Annotated in this window: 16 protein-coding genes and 3 tRNA genes; 11 read left to right on the forward strand and 8 right to left on the reverse strand. The window is 61.9% G+C overall.

The features are described 5' to 3' along the window. Window positions 1-21: 21 nt before the first annotated feature. Window positions 22-789, reverse strand: coding sequence for an SDR family NAD(P)-dependent oxidoreductase (locus ACJO3T_RS04855; RefSeq protein ID WP_406962245.1), 768 nt, complete (start codon window positions 787-789; stop codon window positions 22-24). 187 nt (window positions 790-976) lie between these two features. Here ACJO3T_RS04855 and ACJO3T_RS04860 point away from each other — a divergent pair, with 187 nt between their 5' ends. Next, the gene (locus tag ACJO3T_RS04860; RefSeq protein ID WP_406962243.1) at window positions 977-1,624 is read left to right on the forward strand and encodes a hypothetical protein; all 648 of its coding nucleotides are present in this window, start codon (window positions 977-979) and stop codon (window positions 1,622-1,624) included. A gap of 37 nt (window positions 1,625-1,661) precedes the next feature. Here ACJO3T_RS04860 and ACJO3T_RS04865 read toward each other — a convergent pair whose 3' ends face one another. Together ACJO3T_RS04865 and ACJO3T_RS04870 are read right to left on the reverse strand one after the other, a co-directional pair. After that, window positions 1,662-2,285 (reverse strand): L-threonylcarbamoyladenylate synthase, encoded by a 624-nt coding sequence (locus tag ACJO3T_RS04865; protein WP_406962242.1) that lies wholly within the window; start codon window positions 2,283-2,285, stop codon window positions 1,662-1,664. Next, a complete protein-coding gene (locus ACJO3T_RS04870; RefSeq protein WP_406962240.1) occupies window positions 2,282-2,608 on the reverse strand; it encodes a BolA family protein in 327 nt (108 codons plus the stop codon). The genes ACJO3T_RS04865 and ACJO3T_RS04870 overlap by 4 nt, the downstream gene beginning before the upstream one ends. Before the next feature lie 127 nt (window positions 2,609-2,735). Between ACJO3T_RS04870 and ACJO3T_RS04875 the strand changes: the two genes are divergently transcribed. The 4 genes from ACJO3T_RS04875 to ACJO3T_RS04890 all read left to right on the forward strand — a co-directional run bounded on the left by ACJO3T_RS04875 (window position 2,736) and on the right by ACJO3T_RS04890 (window position 10,140). Next, window positions 2,736-4,934, forward strand: coding sequence for a DNA topoisomerase III (locus ACJO3T_RS04875; protein WP_406962238.1), 2,199 nt, complete (start codon window positions 2,736-2,738; stop codon window positions 4,932-4,934). A 144-nt stretch (window positions 4,935-5,078) separates the two neighbouring features. Beyond that, a complete protein-coding gene (locus ACJO3T_RS04880; protein WP_406962236.1) occupies window positions 5,079-5,795 on the forward strand; it encodes a response regulator transcription factor in 717 nt (238 codons plus the stop codon). After that, window positions 5,795-7,480 (forward strand): FecR domain-containing protein, encoded by a 1,686-nt coding sequence (locus ACJO3T_RS04885; protein ID WP_406977957.1) that lies wholly within the window; start codon window positions 5,795-5,797, stop codon window positions 7,478-7,480. The genes ACJO3T_RS04880 and ACJO3T_RS04885 overlap by 1 nt, the downstream gene beginning before the upstream one ends. A gap of 68 nt (window positions 7,481-7,548) precedes the next feature. Next, the gene (locus tag ACJO3T_RS04890) at window positions 7,549-10,140 is read left to right on the forward strand and encodes a CHASE2 domain-containing protein (RefSeq protein ID WP_406977958.1); all 2,592 of its coding nucleotides are present in this window, start codon (window positions 7,549-7,551) and stop codon (window positions 10,138-10,140) included. Between the two features lie 15 nt (window positions 10,141-10,155). Here ACJO3T_RS04890 and ACJO3T_RS04895 read toward each other — a convergent pair whose 3' ends face one another. The 5 genes from ACJO3T_RS04895 to ACJO3T_RS04915 all read right to left on the reverse strand — a co-directional run bounded on the left by ACJO3T_RS04895 (window position 10,156) and on the right by ACJO3T_RS04915 (window position 12,249). Further along, on the reverse strand, window positions 10,156-10,545 hold the full coding sequence (locus tag ACJO3T_RS04895; RefSeq protein ID WP_406962230.1) for a fibronectin type III domain-containing protein: 390 nt from the start codon (window positions 10,543-10,545) through the stop codon (window positions 10,156-10,158). A gap of 255 nt (window positions 10,546-10,800) precedes the next feature. Continuing rightward, window positions 10,801-10,876 (reverse strand) — tRNA-Val (locus ACJO3T_RS04900). A 15-nt stretch (window positions 10,877-10,891) separates the two neighbouring features. Continuing rightward, window positions 10,892-10,968 (reverse strand) — tRNA-Asp (locus ACJO3T_RS04905). Between the two features lie 73 nt (window positions 10,969-11,041). Further along, window positions 11,042-11,117 (reverse strand) — tRNA-Val (locus tag ACJO3T_RS04910). Window positions 11,118-11,298: 181 nt separating this feature from the next. Next, entirely contained in the window at window positions 11,299-12,249 is a 951-nt protein-coding gene (locus ACJO3T_RS04915) for a coiled-coil domain-containing protein (protein WP_406962228.1), read from the reverse strand. Between the two features lie 223 nt (window positions 12,250-12,472). On the opposite strand from ACJO3T_RS04915, the gene purE reads away from it, so the two are divergent. The 6 genes from purE to ACJO3T_RS04945 all read left to right on the forward strand — a co-directional run bounded on the left by purE (window position 12,473) and on the right by ACJO3T_RS04945 (window position 20,005). Then, window positions 12,473-12,967 carry a 5-(carboxyamino)imidazole ribonucleotide mutase gene (gene purE, locus ACJO3T_RS04920; protein ID WP_328185562.1) on the forward strand — a complete coding sequence of 165 codons (495 nt, stop codon included), beginning with the start codon at window positions 12,473-12,475 and terminating at the stop codon, window positions 12,965-12,967. Window positions 12,968-12,993: 26 nt separating this feature from the next. Beyond that, complete coding sequence (locus tag ACJO3T_RS04925) at window positions 12,994-14,106, forward strand: 5-(carboxyamino)imidazole ribonucleotide synthase (protein ID WP_406977959.1); 1,113 nt, start codon at window positions 12,994-12,996, stop codon at window positions 14,104-14,106. Between the two features lie 228 nt (window positions 14,107-14,334). Further along, a complete protein-coding gene (gene sodB, locus ACJO3T_RS04930; RefSeq protein ID WP_406962224.1) occupies window positions 14,335-14,913 on the forward strand; it encodes a superoxide dismutase [Fe] in 579 nt (192 codons plus the stop codon). Between the two features lie 256 nt (window positions 14,914-15,169). Continuing rightward, window positions 15,170-17,257, forward strand: coding sequence for a putative bifunctional diguanylate cyclase/phosphodiesterase (locus ACJO3T_RS04935; protein WP_406962223.1), 2,088 nt, complete (start codon window positions 15,170-15,172; stop codon window positions 17,255-17,257). A 53-nt stretch (window positions 17,258-17,310) separates the two neighbouring features. Continuing rightward, window positions 17,311-17,898 (forward strand): LemA family protein, encoded by a 588-nt coding sequence (locus tag ACJO3T_RS04940; protein WP_406962221.1) that lies wholly within the window; start codon window positions 17,311-17,313, stop codon window positions 17,896-17,898. 181 nt (window positions 17,899-18,079) lie between these two features. Beyond that, window positions 18,080-20,005: a M48 family metallopeptidase gene (locus ACJO3T_RS04945; protein WP_406977960.1), complete on the forward strand. Its 1,926-nt coding sequence runs from the start codon at window positions 18,080-18,082 to the stop codon at window positions 20,003-20,005. Window positions 20,006-20,070 lie beyond the last annotated feature (65 nt).

The following is a 20,070-nucleotide window of genomic DNA, read 5'->3' on the forward strand; positions in this document are numbered from 1 at the left end:
GGTAGTCGAAACAGGTCCAGCTCAGGCTCCAAGGGCCGTCCAGCCACCGTCGACCATGACCGTCTCACCGGTGACATAGGACGAGGCCCGGGACGCCAGGAAAATCGCGGTGCCCACCATTTCGTCGGGGTCGGCCATGCGTTTCATGGGGGTACGGGCGACCACCTTTTCAGCGAAGTCCGCCCGCACATCGGTGATGGACTTGACCAGGGGGGTCTCGGTATACGCCGGCGCCAGGGAATTGACCCGCACCCCCCGCTCGGCCCACTCCACCGCCAGGGTCTTGGTGAGCATGTCAACGCCGCCCTTGCTTGCACAGTAGGCGGACGAGCCGATCAGCCCAGTCTTGCCGGCAATGGACGAAATGTTCACGATGCTGCCGCTGCCACGCTCAAGCATATGCCGACCCACGGCCTGCGCCATCAGGAACACACCGGTCAGGTTGATGTTGATAATGGTCTGCCAGTCTTCCAGCGGCAGATCTTCGGCGCGCCGCTTGATCGCCAGCCCGGCGTTGTTGATCAGGATGTCGATCTGGCCGGCTTCGCGGATGGCGGTTTCCACGGCCGACGTGATCTGCCCCGGGTCACCCACATCACAGGTGACCACCCACGCCTGGACGCCTTTGCTGCGAGCTTCCCCGGCCACGGCCTCGAGTTCGTCACGGCTGCGGCTGCATAACACCAGGTCGCTGCCCGCATCGGCCAGGCCCAGGGCAATGCTGCGGCCGATGCCACGCCCGGCACCGGTGACCAGGCTGACTTTTCCGGAAAGATCGAATAGGGACATGGTTCCACTACCTTCTATGGGGTTGTTTTTATTGAAATCCGTTAAAGGAAAGCATGCTAATCAGAAAATTGCCAGTTACAGGGATGGAGATCGCAGAAGGTCGGCATCAGGCCTCCTGGCGCGATTCCTGCTTATCTCCTCCTGACACGTCATTGTTTGGCCGGTTTGTTCCGGAGGTAAAGCCACCATGTCTCTGCTGACATCACTGATCAAAGCCGGTAGCCAGTTCCAGCAGGCCACCGCCCGCAAGGCCGCCGATCCACAGGCCGGAGCGGCAGGCAAGGCCAGCCAGGCCACGCCGGCGGATACCCGCCAGGGCAATGACGACACCTTTACCCTCACCGGCGGTCAGCCCCGAAGCAAGACCGGGCGTCTGTCCGTCACCGAGTACCGGCAACAGGTCGGGCAGGATATTGCCTTCGTGCGGGAAACCCTGCGGCACAAGCTTGCCGAGTACAGCATGCAACCCACCACCCAGATTGCCGCCTCCCGGGGGGCCAACGGAGAGGTGGAGATACAGGGCCGGATGCCGGAACAGCCGCGGCAACGTATCCAGCAGGACCTGAACAACAGCCGGGAGTTCCGGGACGCGCTCCAGCGCCTGAGCGTCAACGAACCGACGCTGACCTTCGTCGATACCGCCCTGAAGCTGAACCAGGCCTATGGCACCAGTAACACCGTGCTGGACACCCTGGTCAGCGACAATCAGCAGTTCAACGGTCTGCAGGACCTGGTGCACCGCTATGACAGCATACGCCGCACCTTCTCTGGCGATTCCGGCGATACCTCATCCAGTGCCCGGGCCTACGCCTTCCGACTTAACGCCCGGGCCTAGCCCCGCTAGTGTCCCATTTGGATAACTTGATGACCGGCTAGACCCTGAAAGGCTCCGGGTCGCCCTTGCCTATCCGGGTAATCTCCGGTACTTCCCCGGTCATGTTCACCACGGTGGTGGGTTCCATGCCGCAGAAGCCACCATCAATGATCAGATCCAGTTCGTGTTCCAGCACATCGCGGATGTCGTAGGGGTCGGTCATGGGGTCTTCCTCACCCGGCAGGATCAACGTGCTGCTCATGATGGGCTCGCCCAACTCCCCCAGCAGTGCCTGCACGATGGCGTTGTCCGGCACCCGCAGGCCGATGGTGCGCCGCTTTGGATGCAGCAGCCGGCGGGGTACCTCGCTGGTGGCGTCCAGGATGAAGGTGTAGGGTCCCGGGGTGAAATTCTTCAGCAGGCGGTACTGGGTATTGTCCACCTTGGCGTAGATACCCACATCCGACAGGTCCCGGCAGACCAGGGTGAAATTGTGCTTGTCGTCCAGCCTGCGGATGCGCTTGATGCGGTCCGCCGCCTGCTTGTCCTCCAGGCAACAGCCGATGGCATAACCAGAGTCAGTGGGGTAGACGATAACGCCGCCCTTGCGAAGGATGTCCACGGCCTGGTTGATCAGCCGCTTCTGGGGTGTTTCCGGATGGATCTGGAAAAACTGGCTCACGACGCCTGCTCCCGTTTGGAACCGCCCATGCAGTTGGGGGAGTCCGGGACCTGACCACCGGCCTGCTCCCACTCCTCCGGTGTAAACAAGTGCAACGCCAGGGCATGGACCCCGCCCTGCATCTCCTCGGACAGGGCCTGGTAGATGGCCTGGTGGCGACGCACCCTGGACTGCCCTTCAAACTGGTCCGAGATCAACGTGACCTTAAAATGGGTTTCGGAATTCGGCGGCACGCTGTGCATATGGCTCTCGTTCTCCACGGTGAGGTGACCGCCCTCGAAATGCTCACCCAGTTTCTGTTCGATCGACTGCTGTATCCGCATACCGGAAGTATCTCTGTTGGTGTGGTGGCTGTTGCTATCTAGTCTACACCCTGTGCTGCGTCTTGACAGGGGGAGGTCGAGGCGCCATCTTGCCTCTCCCCAGAACCGCCGGATATCCCACAACACCATGCAGCTGTACATTGCCGAGAAACCCAGCCTGGGCCGCGCCATTGCCGACGCCCTGCCCGGCCCCGTCCAGAAGGGACCGGGCTGGTTGCGTTGCGGTGAAGGTGAGCAGGCGGTGACGGTAAGCTGGTGCATCGGCCACCTGCTGGAACCGGCCGAGCCGGCCAGCTATGACCCACGCTGGAAATCCTGGCGTATGGACGACCTGCCGGTGTTCCCGGAACGCTGGCGGCTGATGCCCCGGGACAGTGTCACCAGGCAGCTGGGCGTACTGGAGAGCCTGATCCGCAAGGCACAGGTGATCTACCACGCTGGCGACCCGGACCGGGAAGGACAATTGCTGGTGGACGAGGTATTGCGGTATTTCGGCGTCCAGTGCCCGGTGCACCGGGTGCTGATCAACGACCTCAACCGGGACGCGGTGAGTCGGGCCCTGGCCAGCCCAAGGGACAACCGGGACTTCCGGCGCCTGTCCCACTCCGCCCTGGCACGGCAGCGGGCCGACTGGCTCTACGGCATCAACCTGACCCGCTACTACACCCTGAGCTACCAGCAACAGGGGGCGGATGGCGTCTATTCCGTGGGCCGGGTACAGACACCGGTACTGGGACTGGTGGTCCACCGGGACGACACCATCGCCGACTTCGAGCCCAAACCCTGGTATCGCATAACCATTACCGCACAACCCGTCGATGACGATGGCAGCCGGGCCTTCGAGGCCCGGTGGCTGCCCTCGGAGACGGTGCGCGACCATCTGGACGACGAGGACCGGCTGCTCAGCCGCGACATCGCCGAGGATATTGCCAGGGCTGTTCAGAATCGCCCCGGTCGCATTACCGCCGCCCGCTTCCGGGACCGCCCGGAGGCCCCGCCCCTGCCGTTGTCACTGTCTGCCCTGCAGATCGAGGCGGGCAAGGCCTTTGGCATGGGGGCCAAGGATGTGCTGGATACCGCCCAGAACCTCTACGAAAAACACCAGTTGATCACCTACCCCCGGTCCGACTGCCGCTACCTGCCGGAAGGGCACCTGGCACAGGCCGCCGGCGTTGTCAGGGCCATCGGCCGGGTGGACGACGGTCTTGCCCCCGCCACCGAAAGCGTCGACCTGCAACGCCGCACCAGGGCCTGGAACGATAAAAAGGTGGATGCCCACCATGCCATCATCCCCACCCTGCGGGCGCGACCGGCGGGCCGGCTGACACCGGCGGAACAGAACGTCTATAACCTGGTGGCCCGCTACTACCTGATGCAATTCATGGCGGACGCCATCCACCGGGAAGGCCGGCTGGAGCTGACCATCGGCGAGCACCGGTTCCGGGCCACGGAAACCGCCCTGCTGGAAGCAGGCTGGAAGACCCTGGAGCCCAAACAGCGCCAGTCCGCCACACCGGACGGCGCACCGAAGAAGCCCCTGCCACGGCTGGAAGCCGGCGATGACATCACCTGCACCGACACCTCGGTGAAGGAGCGCATGACCCAGCCCCCCCAGCATTTCACAGATGCCACCCTGCTGGCCGCCATGACCAACATCGCCCGCTTTGTCAGTGATCCGGAACTGCGCAAGACCCTGCGGGAAACCGACGGCCTGGGCACCGAAGCCACCCGGGCCGCCATCATCGAAACCCTCTTCCGGCGGGACTACCTGTACCGGGAAGGTCGCCATATCCGGGCCGCCGACAAGGGCCGCAGCCTAATACACGCTCTGCCGGAAGCCATCAGCCAGCCGGACATGACCGCTCTCTGGGAAGCCACCCTGGAGGAGATCCGGGCCGGCAAGGGCGACCCGCGCCAGTTCCTGGATCAGCTCAAGGCGCAGATCACCGGCTTCATCCGCCAGCCAGCAGCCAGCGCTGGTGCGCCCTCACAACGGCAATCCACCGATGCGTCCACTGACTCCGACGCCATCCACTGCCCCAAGTGCCGGGCGCCCATGCGCATCCGTGAGGGCAAGTACGGCCGGTTCCATGCCTGTACCCGCTTCCCGGACTGCAATGGCACCCGGCCCATCGATGACACCTCCCCGCAGGACGGCACCAGCCAGCGGCCCTGGCCCTGCCCCGCGTGCTATGCGCCACTGGTCCGGAGAAAAAGCCACCGCGGCTGGTTCTGGGGCTGCAGTAATTTCCCTTCCTGCCGACAAACAGTCAATGACGACAATGGTTCGCCAGCATCGCTTCAGCGACCGCCGGCAAGGTCGTAACGGCCTTACGTAACGCTACATAATGACACTGACTCGTCATTAAATATTTGACACAATATCGAGCGTTATACAGCCGTTTGAGTAACGCCCGGATGTCCTTCATCACCCGGTGCCGGTGAAACTTGCGTTTTCAGGAGACAATTCATGCGCATAGCCCTGCTGGAAGACGAACACGAACAGGCTCAGCATGTGCAGCAGATTCTGGCGGACCAGGGTCACCCCTGTGACAGCTTCCCCACGGGGCAGTCGTTCCTGAGCGCTGTGCTCCACCGCAGCTATGACCTGATGATCCTGGACTGGCAGATTCCCGACATGACCGGGCTGGATGTGCTGCGGGACGTGCGCGCGCAACTGAACTGGCCGGTACCGGTGCTGTTCCTCACCCAGCGCGACAGCGAGCAGGATATCGTCCAGGCCCTGGATGCCGGTGCCGACGACTACCTGGCCAAGCCCGCACGGCCGGCAGAGCTCAACGCCCGGATCAATGCCCTGGCCCGTCGCTCCAACCCGGATGCCGACAAGGAAGAGCTGGTCTACGGCCCCTTCGTGGTCAACACCAGCCGACGCACCATCACCCTGCACGGCGAGCTGCTCACCCTGACCGACAAGGACTTCGACCTGACCCTGTTCCTGTTCCAGAACCAGGGCCGGCTGCTCACCCGCGAAATGCTGCTGGAGAGAGTCTGGGGCCTGACCCGGGATATCAATACCCGGACCGTGGATACCCATATGAGTCGCCTGCGTCGGCGCCTGGGGCTGAATCCGGAAAACGGTTTCCGGATCAAGACCATCTATCAACGGGGCTACCGGCTGGAATCCATGGCCGAGGCCACCGTTGGTGAGGAAGCCACCTCCGCCTGATGACCTGGGGCCGCCATTTGCAATCATCCATTTCCGTGACACGGCGATACCCGCTGTCCCCGGCATGCCTTGCCGTCGCCCTGATGCTGGTGATCGGCCTGTTGCCGACCCAGCCGCTGGCCGAGCTGACCATCGCCCGCGGCTCCGGGGCGTCCAGCGCCGGCCTGGCCCAGCCCGTGGGTGATCCCTCGGACTGGACCTATACGCTCAAATCCGGCGAGTCTTTCGGACAGGTGGCCGGAGAGCTGCTGAAGTCATCAGCCTCCGCGGACCGCCTGGCCAGCTACAATGGTCTCCGCTCACCTTCCGCCATCAGTGCCGGCGATCAGATCCGGATTCCGGTGGCCTGGCTCAAGCAACAGCCCGAGCCCGCCCGGGTTCAGGGAGTCAGCGGCCACGCCCGCATCCGGTCTGCCGGCACCGGCAGCATTCGGCGGCTCACCGATGGCCAACAGATCCTGGCCGGCGATACCGTGGTTACCCATGACGGCATCGTCACCGTCGAGCTTGCCGATGGCTCCACCATCCGCATCAACCCCGACAGCTCGGTCGTGTTCAACCGCCTCACCCGCTACGGCCGTACCGGCATGACCGATACCCGGGTACGCCTGGAACGGGGTGGCGTGAGTAATCGCATCAAACCGATGGTCGAGGAAGGCGCCCGCTTCGAGATCGAAACCCCATCGGCCATTGCCGCCGTACGGGGAACCGCCTTTGCCCTGCAGGCGGATGGCAATGGCAGTCACCTGCAGGTGACCGAGGGCCGTGTTGCCTTTGGCCCGCCCGACGATATCCGCGAGATCCCGGCGGGCTATGGCGCATCGGTGAATCGCAGCGGCCCCAAAGAACTGCGGGTACTCCGCCTGCCGCCGGCACCGAAAACCCGGCCACTGCCTGAAACCATCAGCAGCATGCCCACTGAGCTGACGTGGCAGTCAAACGGCGCCGGGCGGTACCGGGTGGATATCCTGGACGAGAACACCGGGCACTGGGTTCGCCGGGAACAGACCGGCAACACCCGCATCAACCTTGGCGGCCTTGCCAATGGCAAATACCAGGTGCAGGTGGCGTCACTCATGGAAGACGGCACCAGCGGCATGCCCGCCAATGTCGCCTTTCAGGTCGACCTGGCGGCCAGGGCCGCGGAATTGCTGGAACCTGCGGACAGGGCCGAAGTGGACAGTGATCGCCCCCTCTTCCGGTGGCGTTACCAGGGGGACAGTGAGAAAGCCCGGGTGGAAATTGCCACCGACAGCAGCTTTACTGACGTGGTGGCCAGCAGCGACTGGAACGGGGAGGAATCGGCAACCCCGAACAAGTCCCTGAAGCCGGGGCAATACCATTGGCGGGTGGTCACCGAGGCCGGTGGCAATTCCGTCGCCACCAGTGAGGCCCGGACGCTGACCGTAAACGGCACTCTGCCGCCGGTCAGGGTGATCAGTGCCAACTACATTGATCGCCAGGTACGCGTATTCTGGGAAAGCAACGAGGATGCTTCCGGTTACCTCCTGCAGTTGTCGGAAGATCCCTCGTTTGAAGACGTGATCAAGGAGGCCACGGTGGACAATACCACGGCCGCCTTGCGACTGATCCCCGGCAGGCGGTACTTTGTACGTCTGCGGGCGGTTACCGAAGGTCCAACTGTGGGTCGGTGGGGCCCGGGTAGAGAATTATATGTAGAATAATGGTACTGTCAGCCTTTTAACGTCAAAGGCGGTCAGCACTGAATCCACCACGTACCATAGCAGGGCCCATGACGAGGGATTGGCTTTCCACCGGACATTCAGCCTGGACGCTGGCCCTGCCCCTCATCGGCCTCCTGCTGCTGCTCCAGCTCACCACCCTGCCGCAACGCCTCGACAACTGGCTGTACGACACTCTGATCACCACCTGGCCCCCGGAAGCTCCGGAGGACGTGGTAATTGTTGCCATCGACGAGAAAAGCCTGTCCGCGATCGGCCCCTGGCCATGGCCACGCTCAGTGCATGCCAGCCTGATCGACAGTCTGGCGGAGGCCGGTGCCGAAAGAATCGTACTGGATATCCTGTTTACGGAACCGGCCATGGATGACCAGGCCCTGGCAGAGGCCATGCGCTCCCACGGCCGGGTGACCCTGCCGCTCTATGTGGCTCCCAGCAGCCAGGATGACCTGTTCCGTGAGCAACTGCCCACGCCGCGACTGGCCAGTGCCGCCTTTGCCATTGGCCACGCCCATGTGGAACTGGACTCCGACGGCATTGCCCGGGGCCTCTACCTCTACAACGGCCTGGGTAACGAACTCTGGCCAGCCATGGCCCTGGCCACCAGCCGGAACACCCCCTCGGTGGCGCCGGTATCGCCCGATGGGCTGGATGCCCCCGTCTACGTCAACGTCCGCCGGGATTTTCGCCGGGTTCCCCTGGCCGGACGCAGCGGCGCCTATACCACCTATTCCTACAGCGACCTGCTGGTCAACCCACCGCCGTCCGGCTGGCTGGAAGGAAAAACCGTACTGGTTGGCGCCACCGCGGCGGGCTTTGGCGACGTGTTGCCCACGCCCTTCTCCGGTCTGGCCCAGCCCATGCCGGGGGTGGAGTTCCACGCCAACGTACTGGCCGCCATCGAGGACCACGGCCTGATCCGGCAGGTATCGCCGTTATGGTCCGTAGGGCTGGCGCTGTTCAGCGGACTGATGATCGTACTGGTGCTGCCCCGGCTTCGCCCCAACCGGACCTTCGGTTTTTCCGGCCTGTTGTTCATCCTGGTGCTTGGCACAGCGGTGTTTACCCTGCTGCACCTGGATACCTGGATTCCGGTGGCCAATGCCCTGCTGGTTCCGGTGATTGCGTTTCCATTATGGAGCGCCCGCCGGCTGTCGCTGGCCAACCGGTTCCTTAACCAGCAGATTGATCAACTGGAGCGCGGCAACCTGTTGCACCTGCCGCCCCCCTGGAGCCGCAGCCCGCACCAGATCCTCGCCAACCTTCGTGAACTGGTGACGCCGGAAGGCTGGCTTCTGATGGAGGATGACACCGTCCTGGTCCGTGAAAACCTGCCCACCGACGAGATGCCGGTGTGGCCACGACGCCCCGGATTCTGGCTGCATGACCATGGCATCAGCCGGACCACCCTTACCCGTGGCGAACACCGCTACCGGCTTGCCCTGAAACTGCCGTCGGGCCTGGCCGGCGCCGCCGCCGAACGCTACCTCGGGCGCCTGGAGCTGCAACAACCCCATGACCGCCAGCCGGTGGCCGTGGTGCGGGAGAACCTCTCCACCCGCATCAACCGGGCCCAACAGGCCACCCAGAAGCTGAACCATATCCAGAGCTTTATCTGGCGCAGCTTCGAGCACATGCCGGACGGCATTGTGGTGACTGATCCCCTGGGGCTGATCCTGTTCGCCAATGGGCACGTGCCACAATGGTTCAACGAGCCACAGCCCAGCCTTCAGGGCATGTCGCTGGCGACCCTGCTCCAGGGCCACGACCCGCGATCACCGGGCTGGTCGGAGACCGTGGCCGACACCCTGACCCAGCAACAAAGCCGCACCGTGGACCTGCGCCTCCACGGGCGGGATTTCCTGATCCATTTTGCGCCTTTCCTGCTGCCGGACAGCAACCAGAATGGCGTGATTGCCAATATCGCGGATATTTCGGAACTGCGGGAACAGCAGCGCCAGCACCGGGAAGCCATCGACTTTATCTCCCACGACGTACGTTCACCGCTGGTATCCCAACTGGCGCTTATCGAACAGCTCAAGCGGCGCCCCGGTGAAGTCCAGACAGAGCAACTGGAACAGCTTCGCAAGCTGGCGAGGCGCAGTTATCACCTGGCAGAGGAGTTCGTCCAGCTTGCCCGGGCCGAGCAGCTCACGGAAACCCGTTTTTATGACTGCGAATTCCTCGCCATTGTGGAAAATGCCCGGGACAGCGTCAGCGAGCAGGCCCTGCAGAAGAACATCAAGCTGGTACTGCTGGGCAGTGACGACCTCTGGCTCAGGGGAAATGCGGAACTGCTGGAGCGGGCGGTGATCAACCTGCTGACCAATGCCGTGCAGTACTCGGAGCCCGGCACGGCGGTCACCATGCAGGTGTTCCGTGCCGGCCACCAGGCCTGCCTGACGGTCACGGATGAAGGGCCAGGCATTGCCGCCTCAGAACTCCCCACCCTGTTCGATCGCTTCCAGCGGCAGAAAAGCAGCGAACTGGCGGGCAAGCACGGTGTCGGCCTGGGCCTGTCGTTCGTCAGCGTCGTGGTGGAGAAACATAAGGGGGAGATCGATGTGGAATCAAAGGAGGGTGAAGGTTCCGCCTTCACCCTGAAGCTACCAGTCACTGCTCACCCTGGGGAGCCCGAACACTAAGGCAGGCCCCTGGTGTCAGATTGTCCGGGAAACGGGCTCACTGGGCAGGCTGACCAGTCCATTGACGTCCTTCGTCTGCACCGCAAAATACCAGGTACCCGGTGCAAGACCCTGTACGTCATAGACGCACTGCGGCGATGTACACCCGTCCACGACTGCCTGCTGATCCAGCTTGTCCGGATCACGTCCATAGCGAACAATATAGGCATCGATATCATAGAGGCTGATCTGCTCGCCATTGATGCGTTGGCCAGGCGCCTGCCAACTCAGCGAAACGGCCTGCCCCTGAACGGTAGAGGCTTCCGACGAGGAACCGCCACCAGACCCACCACAGCCAGTCAACAAGACCGCGAATACAACGGCGGCAATCCCTGCCCGTGATTTTCCAGTAACGTTAAACTGCATGAATGATGACCCCCGGCATATGCCATTTTAAAGAATTTTACAAAACTACAGGGGGCCAACTCTGTGCGCAAGATCCGTTTTATGAACGTAAATTGTAGTTTTCGTAAGGAAAATCGTTAAATCCTGAAAAGTTTCGTGACAACACGCAATTACGACATGTCGCAATATTTTCCAGGCAGGGGGGCACCACATTACGCGTAGCGTTAGGCGTCACTCAGGAAAAATATAGATAGGAAAAAGATATAGATAGGAATATGGTGGGTGGTGCAGGGATCGAACCTGCGACCCTCGCCTTGTAAGGGCGATGCTCTCCCAGCTGAGCTAACCACCCGGGAAGGAAACTAAGTGGCGGAGCGGACGGGACTCGAACCCGCGACCCCCGGCGTGACAGGCCGGTATTCTAACCAACTGAACTACCGCTCCGCATTCTTGCTGTCCAGGCATCAGCCTGTTTCAGCAACCTCCATTGACCAGGGAAAGCCAATGGCCCGGAAAGTGGTGGGTGGTGCAGGGATCGAACCTGCGACCCTCGCCTTGTAAGGGCGATGCTCTCCCAGCTGAGCTAACCACCCACTTCCGGCTTGCGCCTCACCTGATTGAGCGGCTGTTGCCGTGTTCATCAACCAAGTGAGACGCGCATTTTAAGTATTTCTGGCACAGTGTCAAATGTTTCAGGGAAATTTCCCGAAATTTTTTCGAGCGCCCTGCACAACGATTATTTTTCAATCAATTCCGATGCTTACGAAAACTCCACTACTGCGCCCGAAGCTGATCCACCTGATCCTGCAGGCGCACCAGGCGCGAGGTGAGTTGCGAGCGTGAGGCATCCACGGACTTAAGGGTCTGTTCTGCCTCGTTTAACCGGCTGCGGGTGGCTGCAAGCTGCCGCGAAAGTTCCTCCACGCGACCGTCACCTCCTTCCATAGCCTGGATACGGCTTTCCAGTCCGTCCAGCGTCAGCGATTGCTCCTGCCGGAAGCGCTGCAACCGCTGGGCGACCCGTTCATCCATGGAGCCAAGGCGCTCCTCGACTCCCTCCAGGTCGCCGGAAAGCGACTGCAGGCGTTCGCTGTTCTGCTGCCCGTTCTGGCGGGCCTGCGCCAGCCCTGAATCCAGCTCCTCGGTGCTGGCCTGCAGTTCAGCAACCGCCTGCCCCGTGGACTCCAGGCTGGCGGACAGGGTATCAAGCTGACTGGACAGGCCCTGCTGTTCCTCGGCCAACTCAGCAATCCGCGGGCGGTTCCGCTCGTTTGAGAGCACCCACAGTTTGCGAATTTCGTCATTGGCTTCCGCCAGTTTGCTGTCCAGGCTGCTCAGGCGCTGGTCCATGGAGGAATCGGTTTCCTCCAGACTCTCACCGGTTTCAGACAGATCCCCCTCAAACCGGGCCAGGGCCAGTTTGCTTTGCCGGGCCCAATAATCGGCCTCTTCCAGTTGCTCTTCCATGGCCTGAACCTGTTGCTGCATCTGCCAGCCAAACCAGCCGACGCCCGCGCCAACCAGTACCAGTAACAGCGACAACACCCAGACAGGGCCTGCGGAGCCCTTGCCGGACTTACCACTGGCAGCCGCGGGCGGTGCGCCCTTGCCCCCGGATCCCGAGGGCTGACGCCCCCCCGCCTTACCCGGTCCGGTCTTGCGACCATCACCGGCAATAGGGGCGTCAGCACGGAGTTCATCATCATCGGGGCGAATTGAGTCCATAATAACCTCTTGGTATCACTGCTTATGGCGACTGATCATATCCGTTTGCGGGCGCTTTCACCAAGGACGCATCATGCCCCCGGAGCAGGCCTGCATCCGCCCTTGACTGAGTTCACGGTTTGCATGGCAGTCGGGCAGATCCTAAAATGTCGGGCTTTCCCGACGCCGGGCGGCAGATCGACCACGCCCGCTGCCGTCACCTTTAATTACCGGGGACAACGCTATGCAACCGCTGGTAGGCATTATCATGGGCTCCAAGTCGGACTGGCCCACCATGGAACAGGCCGCCCTCATGCTGGACAGGCTGGGCGTCAGGTACGAAACCCGGGTGGTGTCCGCACACCGCACGCCGGATCTGCTGTTCGATTATGCCAAGGGTGCCGCGGGGCGTGGCCTCAAGGTCATCATCGCCGGCGCCGGTGGCGCGGCCCACCTGCCAGGCATGGTTGCTTCACAGACGCCGCTGCCGGTACTGGGGGTGCCGGTCCAGTCCAAAGCCCTGAACGGCCTGGACTCGCTGCTGTCCATTGCCCAGATGCCCGGTGGTGTTGCCGTGGGCACTCTGGCCATCGGCAAGGCCGGCGCCACCAATGCCGGCCTGCTGGCTGCGCAGATCCTCGCCACCCATGACCCGGACCTGCAGGGCCGGGTGGAGGACTTCCGCCGACAGCAGACACAGTCCGTACTGGACAATCCTGACCCCAGCGAAGAAAGCTGAGTCATGAGACAGACAGGAGTATACCGATGAGAATTGGCGTTCTCGGTGCCGGACAGCTTGGCCGGATGCTGGCCCTGGCCGGTTATCCCCTGGCGAAGACCTTTGTCTTCTATGACATGTCCGGAAGCCCCAGCGCAGGCTTGGGGGAAGTCATCATCGACCGGGATGGCAAGTACCTGGACGATTTTCTGTCCCGGGTTGACCGCGTGACCTACGAATTCGAGCACCTGCCGGTGGCGGTGGCCGAGGAGATTGCCCGGACCAAGCCGGTCCATCCGCAGCCCCGGGCCCTGCAGGTATGTCAGAACCGGGAAGCCGAAAAGACCCTGTTCAGCAACCTGGGCATCCCCACCCCCCAGTGGCGCATGGCGGACAGCGCCGCCTCACTGAAGGCGGCCGCCGAAGCACTTGGCTGCCCGGTGGTGGCCAAATCCAACACCGAGGGCTATGACGGTAAGGGCCAGGCGGTGCTCCGTACGCCGAAGGATGCCGCCAGTGCCTGGGAATCCATTGGTCACGAACGGCTGATGGTAGAAAAGTTCGTTGACTTTACCCGCGAAGTTTCCCTGATTGCCGTCCGTGGCGAGGATGGCGAGGTAGCCTTCTACCCCATGGCCGAAAACGTCCACCACGACGGCATCCTGCGCTATTCCATCGCGCCGGCGCCGGAACTCTCTCCCACCCTGGAGGAGAAGGCCGACGGCTACATCCGTACTCTGCTTAACGAGCTGAACTACGTGGGGGTACTGGCCCTGGAGTTGTTCGAAACGGCTGACGGACTGGTCGCCAACGAGATGGCCCCGCGGGTACACAACTCCGGTCACTGGACCCTGGAAGGTGCCATGACCAGCCAGTTCGAGAACCATATTCGGGCGATCGCCGGGCACCCACTGGGCAACACCGCGGCCCGGGGGCTCAGTTGCATGGTGAACATCATCGGCGAGCATGGCGATATCGATCGCATCCTGGAGCTACCCTATGCCCACGTTCATCTCTACGGCAAGGGCGAGCGGTCAGGCCGCAAGCTGGGCCATGTCAACGTCCTCGCTGACAGCTACGAGGAACTGAAATGGCGGGTGCGTAATGTCAGCCAGTTCCTGCCGGGCAACCCGGAACTGGACTGTTCCCTGACGCGCTGATACCCCACGCCCTGGACTTGCGAATCGGCCGGGCAAGCCATCAGGGGGCGCAGCGAAATCCGCTCCCCGGCCCTTGAAAATAATCAACCAGCCCCGATACTTGTAGTCGGCAAAAAGACTAATGGACGCGGTTGCGTGGCAACACCATGGCAAGGCCAGCGACCTATAATGATCGCCGGGGGTGTCAATACCCTCAAAATACTGAGAGAAACCACGGAGAACGACCTCATGGCATTTGAACTTCCCGCACTGCCTTATGAAAAGAATGCACTGGAACCGCATATTTCCGAGGAGACCCTGGAATATCATTACGGTAAGCACCACAACACCTACGTCACCAAGCTGAATGGCCTGGTGGAAGGCACCGACGATGCCAACAAGTCCCTGGAAGACATCATCAAGAGCGCCAGTGGCCCGTTGTTCAACAACGCCGCCCAGGTCTGGAACCACACCTTCTACTGGAACTGCCTGAGCCCCAACGGTGGTGGCGAGCCCACTGGTGCCGCCAAGGACGCCATCGAGAAAGCCTTCGGTTCCTTCGAGGACTTCAAGAAGGAATTCAACGATAAGGCCGCCAACAACTTTGGCTCCGGCTGGACCTGGCTGGTCAAGAAGGCAGACGGCTCCGTTGCCATCGCCAATACCAGCAACGCCGAGACCCCGCTGACCGGTCCGGACAAGCCGGTACTGACCGTTGATGTGTGGGAGCACGCCTACTACATCGACTATCGCAACAGCCGGCCGAACTACCTGGAAGCCTTCTGGAAACTGGTAAACTGGGATTTCGTGAACGAAAACCTGGCCTGATTACCGGTTTTCGTCCCATCCGGCACCGGTATCGCACTGGTGCCACAGCAAAAGCCCGCACCCGTGCGGGCTTTTGCGTTTCCGTGCCCTCTCACCCATCCCACCATTACAAAATTAAACACTTAGCCACTGAAGATTCTGGAAAAATGGCACTCTAATCAGTGCAATCCGCAGAATGTTGTCCATACTTAGCTAATTGGTCAGGACCACCCTGTACGCTGGCGACAATGACGATCATAACAACCATGCGATAATCATGACGGACGAATTTTCAGTGCAACGCCGCCTGGGCTACAGGATTCTCCGCTGGGTGCTTTCCGCCGCAATCATCGCCGGAAGCCTGCTCAGTGTGGTCCAGATCGTCAGCGATGCCCGGCACGTTTCCTCTGAACTGGATCACCATGCCCACCAGACGGTGGAACTGGTGCGGGAAGCGGCCACCCAGTCCATCTTCAGCCTGGACGAGGCCCTTGCCAAACAGGTCATTGGTGGCCTGTTCGGTCAGCAGGAACTTCATAAGGCCGCCATCACCCATCCCGACGGCGAAGTACTGGCCAGTCATCAACGTGCCCTGAGCGACTCCCCCTACCGCGGGCTGACGGACTGGATGTTCGACCGGACCAGAACCTACACCACCGACCTGCATCGCAACGATATCCTCGCCAGTGGCAAGCCGGTTGTCTACGGTAAGCTCAGCGTGACCTATGATACTTCTCCCGCCGCAGCCGCCTGGCTGGAGCGCTCTGCCATGACCTTCCTGGTGGGCATCCTGCGAGCGGTGATTGTCGGACTCGTACTGTTCGTAGTGGTCCACTGGCTGATGACCAAGCCACTGCAAACCCTGGTGAGAGCCCTGACAGAAGTGGACCCCGACCACCCGGACCGACACCTGCTGGTTCGCCCCAGGGGCCACAAGACCGATGAACTGGGGGTACTGGTGGGGGTCATCAACAACCTGCTGGTGTCGATCCAGGAGAGCCGACGACGACACGAGGCCGCCGAGAACCGCGCCAATCAGCTTATCCGGTACGACCAACTCACCGGTCTGCCCAGCCGGGAAACCATCCTGACAACCCTGGGAACCACTCTGGAGGACTGCCGGGCCAGCCGGGGTCAACTGGCGGTGTACTGCTGCGGCATAGACGATTTCAAATCCATCAACGAGCAGCTTGGCTACCAGACCGGTGACCGCATCCTGCAAACCATGGCCGCGCGCATGGAAGAACAGGCCACCCGCCAGCGCATCCTCGCCGGTCGCCTGAGTGGCGATCAGTTCGTGGTCATCGCCAACCCGGTGGAAGACCAGTACGAAGCGGCGGAACTGGCCGAATTCCTGTTGCGGCTGTTCAGCGAACCGGTACGTATCAACGGCAGTTCATTGCAGGTAACCGCCACCATCGGTGTGGCCATGTACCCGACAGACGCGGCGGAACCGGACCATCTGCTACAGCATGCGGAACACACCATGACCCTGGCCAAGGCGGAAGCCACCAACCACAGCCGCTTTTACATCGCCAGCGTCGACCAGGAGATCAGAGCCCGTAAACAGCTTGAGAAGGACCTGTCACAAGCCCTCAACAACCACGAATTCCACCTGGTCTACCAACCCCAGATCAGCCTCCAGAGCGAGCGCATTATCGGCGCCGAGGCCCTGATTCGCTGGACTCACCCGGAACGGGGTATTGTGCCGCCGGACCAGTTCATCCCGCTGTCGGAGCTCAACGGCACCATTGTCGACATCGGCCAGTGGGTTCTGGATGAAGCCTGTCGCCAGGCCGCCAGTTGGGCAGCCTCCGGCATGCCACTGCGCATCGCGGTCAACCTGTCCGCTGTCCAGCTTCGCCAACCGGACATTGTCGGCACCATCCTGGCCACCCTCGGCCGCCATGAGATCCCGCCAGGACGGCTGGAACTGGAAATTACCGAAACCGGCTTCATGGAAAACCTGGAAGACGCCGTCGAAAAACTGCGCCAGCTTAACAGTGCCGGTATCAATATCGCCGTGGATGACTTCGGCACCGGCTACTCCTCGCTGACCTACCTCAAACGGATGCCGGTCCAGCACCTCAAGATCGACAAGCAGTTCATCCACGACCTGCTGGTCAACGAAGACGACACTCGAATCGCCAACACCATCATCGACCTGGGCAAGAGCCTCAACCTCGCCGTGATTGCCGAGGGTGTGGAAACCCACGAACAGGAATTCTACCTGCGACAGCGGGGATGCCAGATCGCCCAGGGCTATTACTTCAGCCGTCCCCTGGCCCCGGATGCCTTTCGGGAGTTTGTGGACAGCTTTCACGGAAAACTTGAGGAAAACATGGAGAATCAGCACTATAAATAGGCGCCAGGGAGCGTCCCGGAACACTCCCACACACCCACCAGGAACGGACCCTTATGATCTCCACGCTGATCGGCATTGCCGTAATCGCCATCGTCGTCATCTACATCGTCGCCATCTACAACCAACTGGTGTCCTACCGCAACCAGTTCAAGAACAGCTTCTCCCAGATAGACGTACAGCTCCAGCGACGCCATGACCTGATCCCCAACCTGGTGGAGTCCACCAAGGCCTACATGAGCCACGAGCGGGAAACCCTCACCCAGGTCATGGAAGCCCGCAACGGCGCCGTTAACGCCCAGAAAGACGCCGCGACCGACCCGGGTGAAGCCGGCAAGATGCAAAAGCTGGGCAGCGCCGAGAATATGCTCACCAAGGCCCTGGCCAACTTTTACGCAGTGGCCGAGAACTACCCCGAGCTGAAAGCCAACGAAACCGTCCAGCAGTTGATGGAAGAACTGTCCAGCACCGAAAACCGCGTCGCCTTCGCCCGCCAGGCCTACAACGACAGCGTGATGAGCTACAACATCCACCGGGAGAAATTCCCCAATAACATCATCGCCGGCATGTTCAGCTTCAAGCCGACTGCCCAACTGGAGCTGGAGTCACCGGAAGCGCGGACTGCTCCGAAGGTGTCTTTTTAAAGGAAGGTCGCACCACTGTATGGGGACAGGGACCCGGCATCACTTTCCCGGACCTTCAAAAACAGGGACGTTTTTGAAGAGCCTCCAGGGACGGATTCACGGCGTGTCCGGGAAAGTGATGTCGGGTTCCTGGCCCTGCACCCAAGCCAGCCTAACTCCCTCCTGCTCCGGAATGTAAGACATGCCAGCACCCGGATTCTTTGAACGCCAGACCATCGCCAAACGTAATACCACCCTGCTGGTATTCCTCTTCACCCTCGCCGTCGCCATGATCGCCCTGGCCGTCTGCATCGTGGGCTACCTGGTCACCCGCAGTGAAACCACCGGCCTCCCCTTCCACCATTGGCTCCTGAGCTCCCACGGCCTGATAACTGCCGGCGCCGTTATCCTGCTCATCGTCGGCACCTCCGGGATACGCTGGATTGACCTGGCCGGCGGCGGCGAACGAGTCGCCAGAATGGTCAACGCCCGCCTGCTAGACCCCTCCAGCCAGGACCCCGACGAACGCCGCTTCCGCAATATCGTCGAAGAAATGGCCATCGCCAGCGGCGTGCCCGTGCCCCAGCTCTATGTCATGGATAACGAAACCGCCATCAACGCCTTCGTTGCCGGCTACACGCCCAACGAAGCCGTCATGGTCGTGACCCATGGCGCCCTCAACCAACTGACGCGGGATGAACTCCAGGGTGTCGTGGGCCACGAGTTCAGCCACATCCTCAATGGCGACATGCGCATCAACGTCCGCCTGATAGCCCTGCTGGCCGGCATCCTCGCCATCGGCCAGATCGGCTTCTTCCTGCTTCACAGCAGCAGCCATCGCCACTCCTTCAGCTCGGGCGGTCGCAATAACGGACGTGGAGTACTGCTGATCGTGGGGCTGGCCCTTGCTGCCATCGGCTATCTGGGCGTTTTCTGCGGCCGACTGATCCAGGCCGCGGTGTCCCGGGAACGGGAACGACTGGCGGATGCCTCCTCCGTCCAGTTCACCCGCAACCCGGAAGGCATCGGTGGGGCCCTCTACAAGATCGGGCTCAAATCCGGCTACCTGGAACACACCAGCCATGCCAGCGACATGAACCACATGTGCTTTGGCGAAAGCACCAAAATGGCCTTCAGCCGGTTACTGGGCTCCCACCCGCCTGTGGATGAACGCATCGAAGCCATCCAGCCAGGGCTGCTGACACGCCTGCGCAGCCGAATGCGCGACCTGCCCGCGGATCAGGTCACAGCGGCAGGCACCAGGGCACCGGGGCAGACCAGCGGTTTTGCTGGCAGTACCGGGTTTTCGCAGCAGGAAGAAACTTCCATTGCCGCCACCACCGGTACGGTCACCCAGGCGGGCGAACTCTATGCCAGTAAACTGCTGAACCGCCTGCCGGCCAATGTGCGTGAACTGCTCTACACCCGCTCCGGTGCCGTACAACTGATCTATGCCCTGCTGATCCATGACCTCCGGGAAGATACCGCCGGGAACCTTCTCAAGTACACGCCGGAAGCCATGGTGCTGCGCCCGGACCCGGCCCTGATCCGTCGTTTCCAGCCCACACTGGAGCGGGAGGGAGACAGCATCCGCCTGCCCGCCCTGGAGCTGGCCATGCCAGCATTGCGTAAACTCGACCCCGACGAACGTCAGGCACTGATCCGGCAGGTCGCCACCATGGCGGAGGCGGACGGTCGTATCACCCTGTTCGAGTTCGCCCTGCACGGCTTCCTGCAACGACACCTGGCATCAGATTCGAGTCGGGCGGTGCCGGTGCGGTACCGCAGCTACCGAAACGTCATCGGCGACCTCAATACGCTGTTCAGCCTCATGGCCCGGGCAGGCACCCGTAACCAGGCAGAAGCCAACACCCTGCACCGGCAGGCCGTTGCAAGCTTTGCCGACCGCCAGGGCGCCGACAACCTGGCGTTGGTAGAAAAAGTCACCGTCAGCAGCCTGCGGGACAGCCTGGGACGACTTAACCAGCTTTCCCCCATGCTCAAGCCCGCCATCCTGGATGCCTGCGCCCAGTGTGTGCGCCATGACGGCAGGATAGCCCCCAGGGAGTACGAGCTGTTGAGGATCGTCGCTGACCAGCTTGACTGCCCCCTGCCGCCCCTCTCCTGACATTCCAAAGACCCACGGGACAAACGGCGGCCCGCACTGGCCAGCACCAAAACGGAAAAGGGCCA

Source organism: Marinobacter shunpengi, from assembly GCF_045449715.1.
Lineage (GTDB): Bacteria > Pseudomonadota > Gammaproteobacteria > Pseudomonadales > Oleiphilaceae > Marinobacter.

Bases quoted from the DNA above. Each gene is read 5' to 3' on its own strand.
- ACJO3T_RS04915 (WP_406962228.1), bottom strand. From the start codon at position 12,249: ATGGACTCAATTCGCCCCGATGATGATGAACTCCGTGCTGACGCCCCT.
- sodB (WP_406962224.1), top strand. From the start codon at position 14,335: ATGGCATTTGAACTTCCCGCACTGCCTTATGAAAAGAATGCACTGGAA.
- ACJO3T_RS04945 (WP_406977960.1), top strand. From the start codon at position 18,080: ATGCCAGCACCCGGATTCTTTGAACGCCAGACCATCGCCAAACGTAAT.
- ACJO3T_RS04855 (WP_406962245.1), bottom strand. From the start codon at position 789: ATGTCCCTATTCGATCTTTCCGGAAAAGTCAGCCTGGTCACCGGTGCC.
- ACJO3T_RS04935 (WP_406962223.1), top strand. From the start codon at position 15,170: ATGACGGACGAATTTTCAGTGCAACGCCGCCTGGGCTACAGGATTCTC.
- ACJO3T_RS04940 (WP_406962221.1), top strand. From the start codon at position 17,311: ATGATCTCCACGCTGATCGGCATTGCCGTAATCGCCATCGTCGTCATC.
- ACJO3T_RS04895 (WP_406962230.1), bottom strand. From the start codon at position 10,545: ATGCAGTTTAACGTTACTGGAAAATCACGGGCAGGGATTGCCGCCGTT.
- ACJO3T_RS04890 (WP_406977958.1), top strand. From the start codon at position 7,549: ATGACGAGGGATTGGCTTTCCACCGGACATTCAGCCTGGACGCTGGCC.
- ACJO3T_RS04875 (WP_406962238.1), top strand. From the start codon at position 2,736: ATGCAGCTGTACATTGCCGAGAAACCCAGCCTGGGCCGCGCCATTGCC.
- ACJO3T_RS04880 (WP_406962236.1), top strand. From the start codon at position 5,079: ATGCGCATAGCCCTGCTGGAAGACGAACACGAACAGGCTCAGCATGTG.
- purE (WP_328185562.1), top strand. From the start codon at position 12,473: ATGCAACCGCTGGTAGGCATTATCATGGGCTCCAAGTCGGACTGGCCC.
- ACJO3T_RS04870 (WP_406962240.1), bottom strand. From the start codon at position 2,608: ATGCGGATACAGCAGTCGATCGAACAGAAACTGGGTGAGCATTTCGAG.
- ACJO3T_RS04925 (WP_406977959.1), top strand. From the start codon at position 12,994: ATGAGAATTGGCGTTCTCGGTGCCGGACAGCTTGGCCGGATGCTGGCC.
- ACJO3T_RS04885 (WP_406977957.1), top strand. From the start codon at position 5,795: ATGACCTGGGGCCGCCATTTGCAATCATCCATTTCCGTGACACGGCGA.
- ACJO3T_RS04860 (WP_406962243.1), top strand. From the start codon at position 977: ATGTCTCTGCTGACATCACTGATCAAAGCCGGTAGCCAGTTCCAGCAG.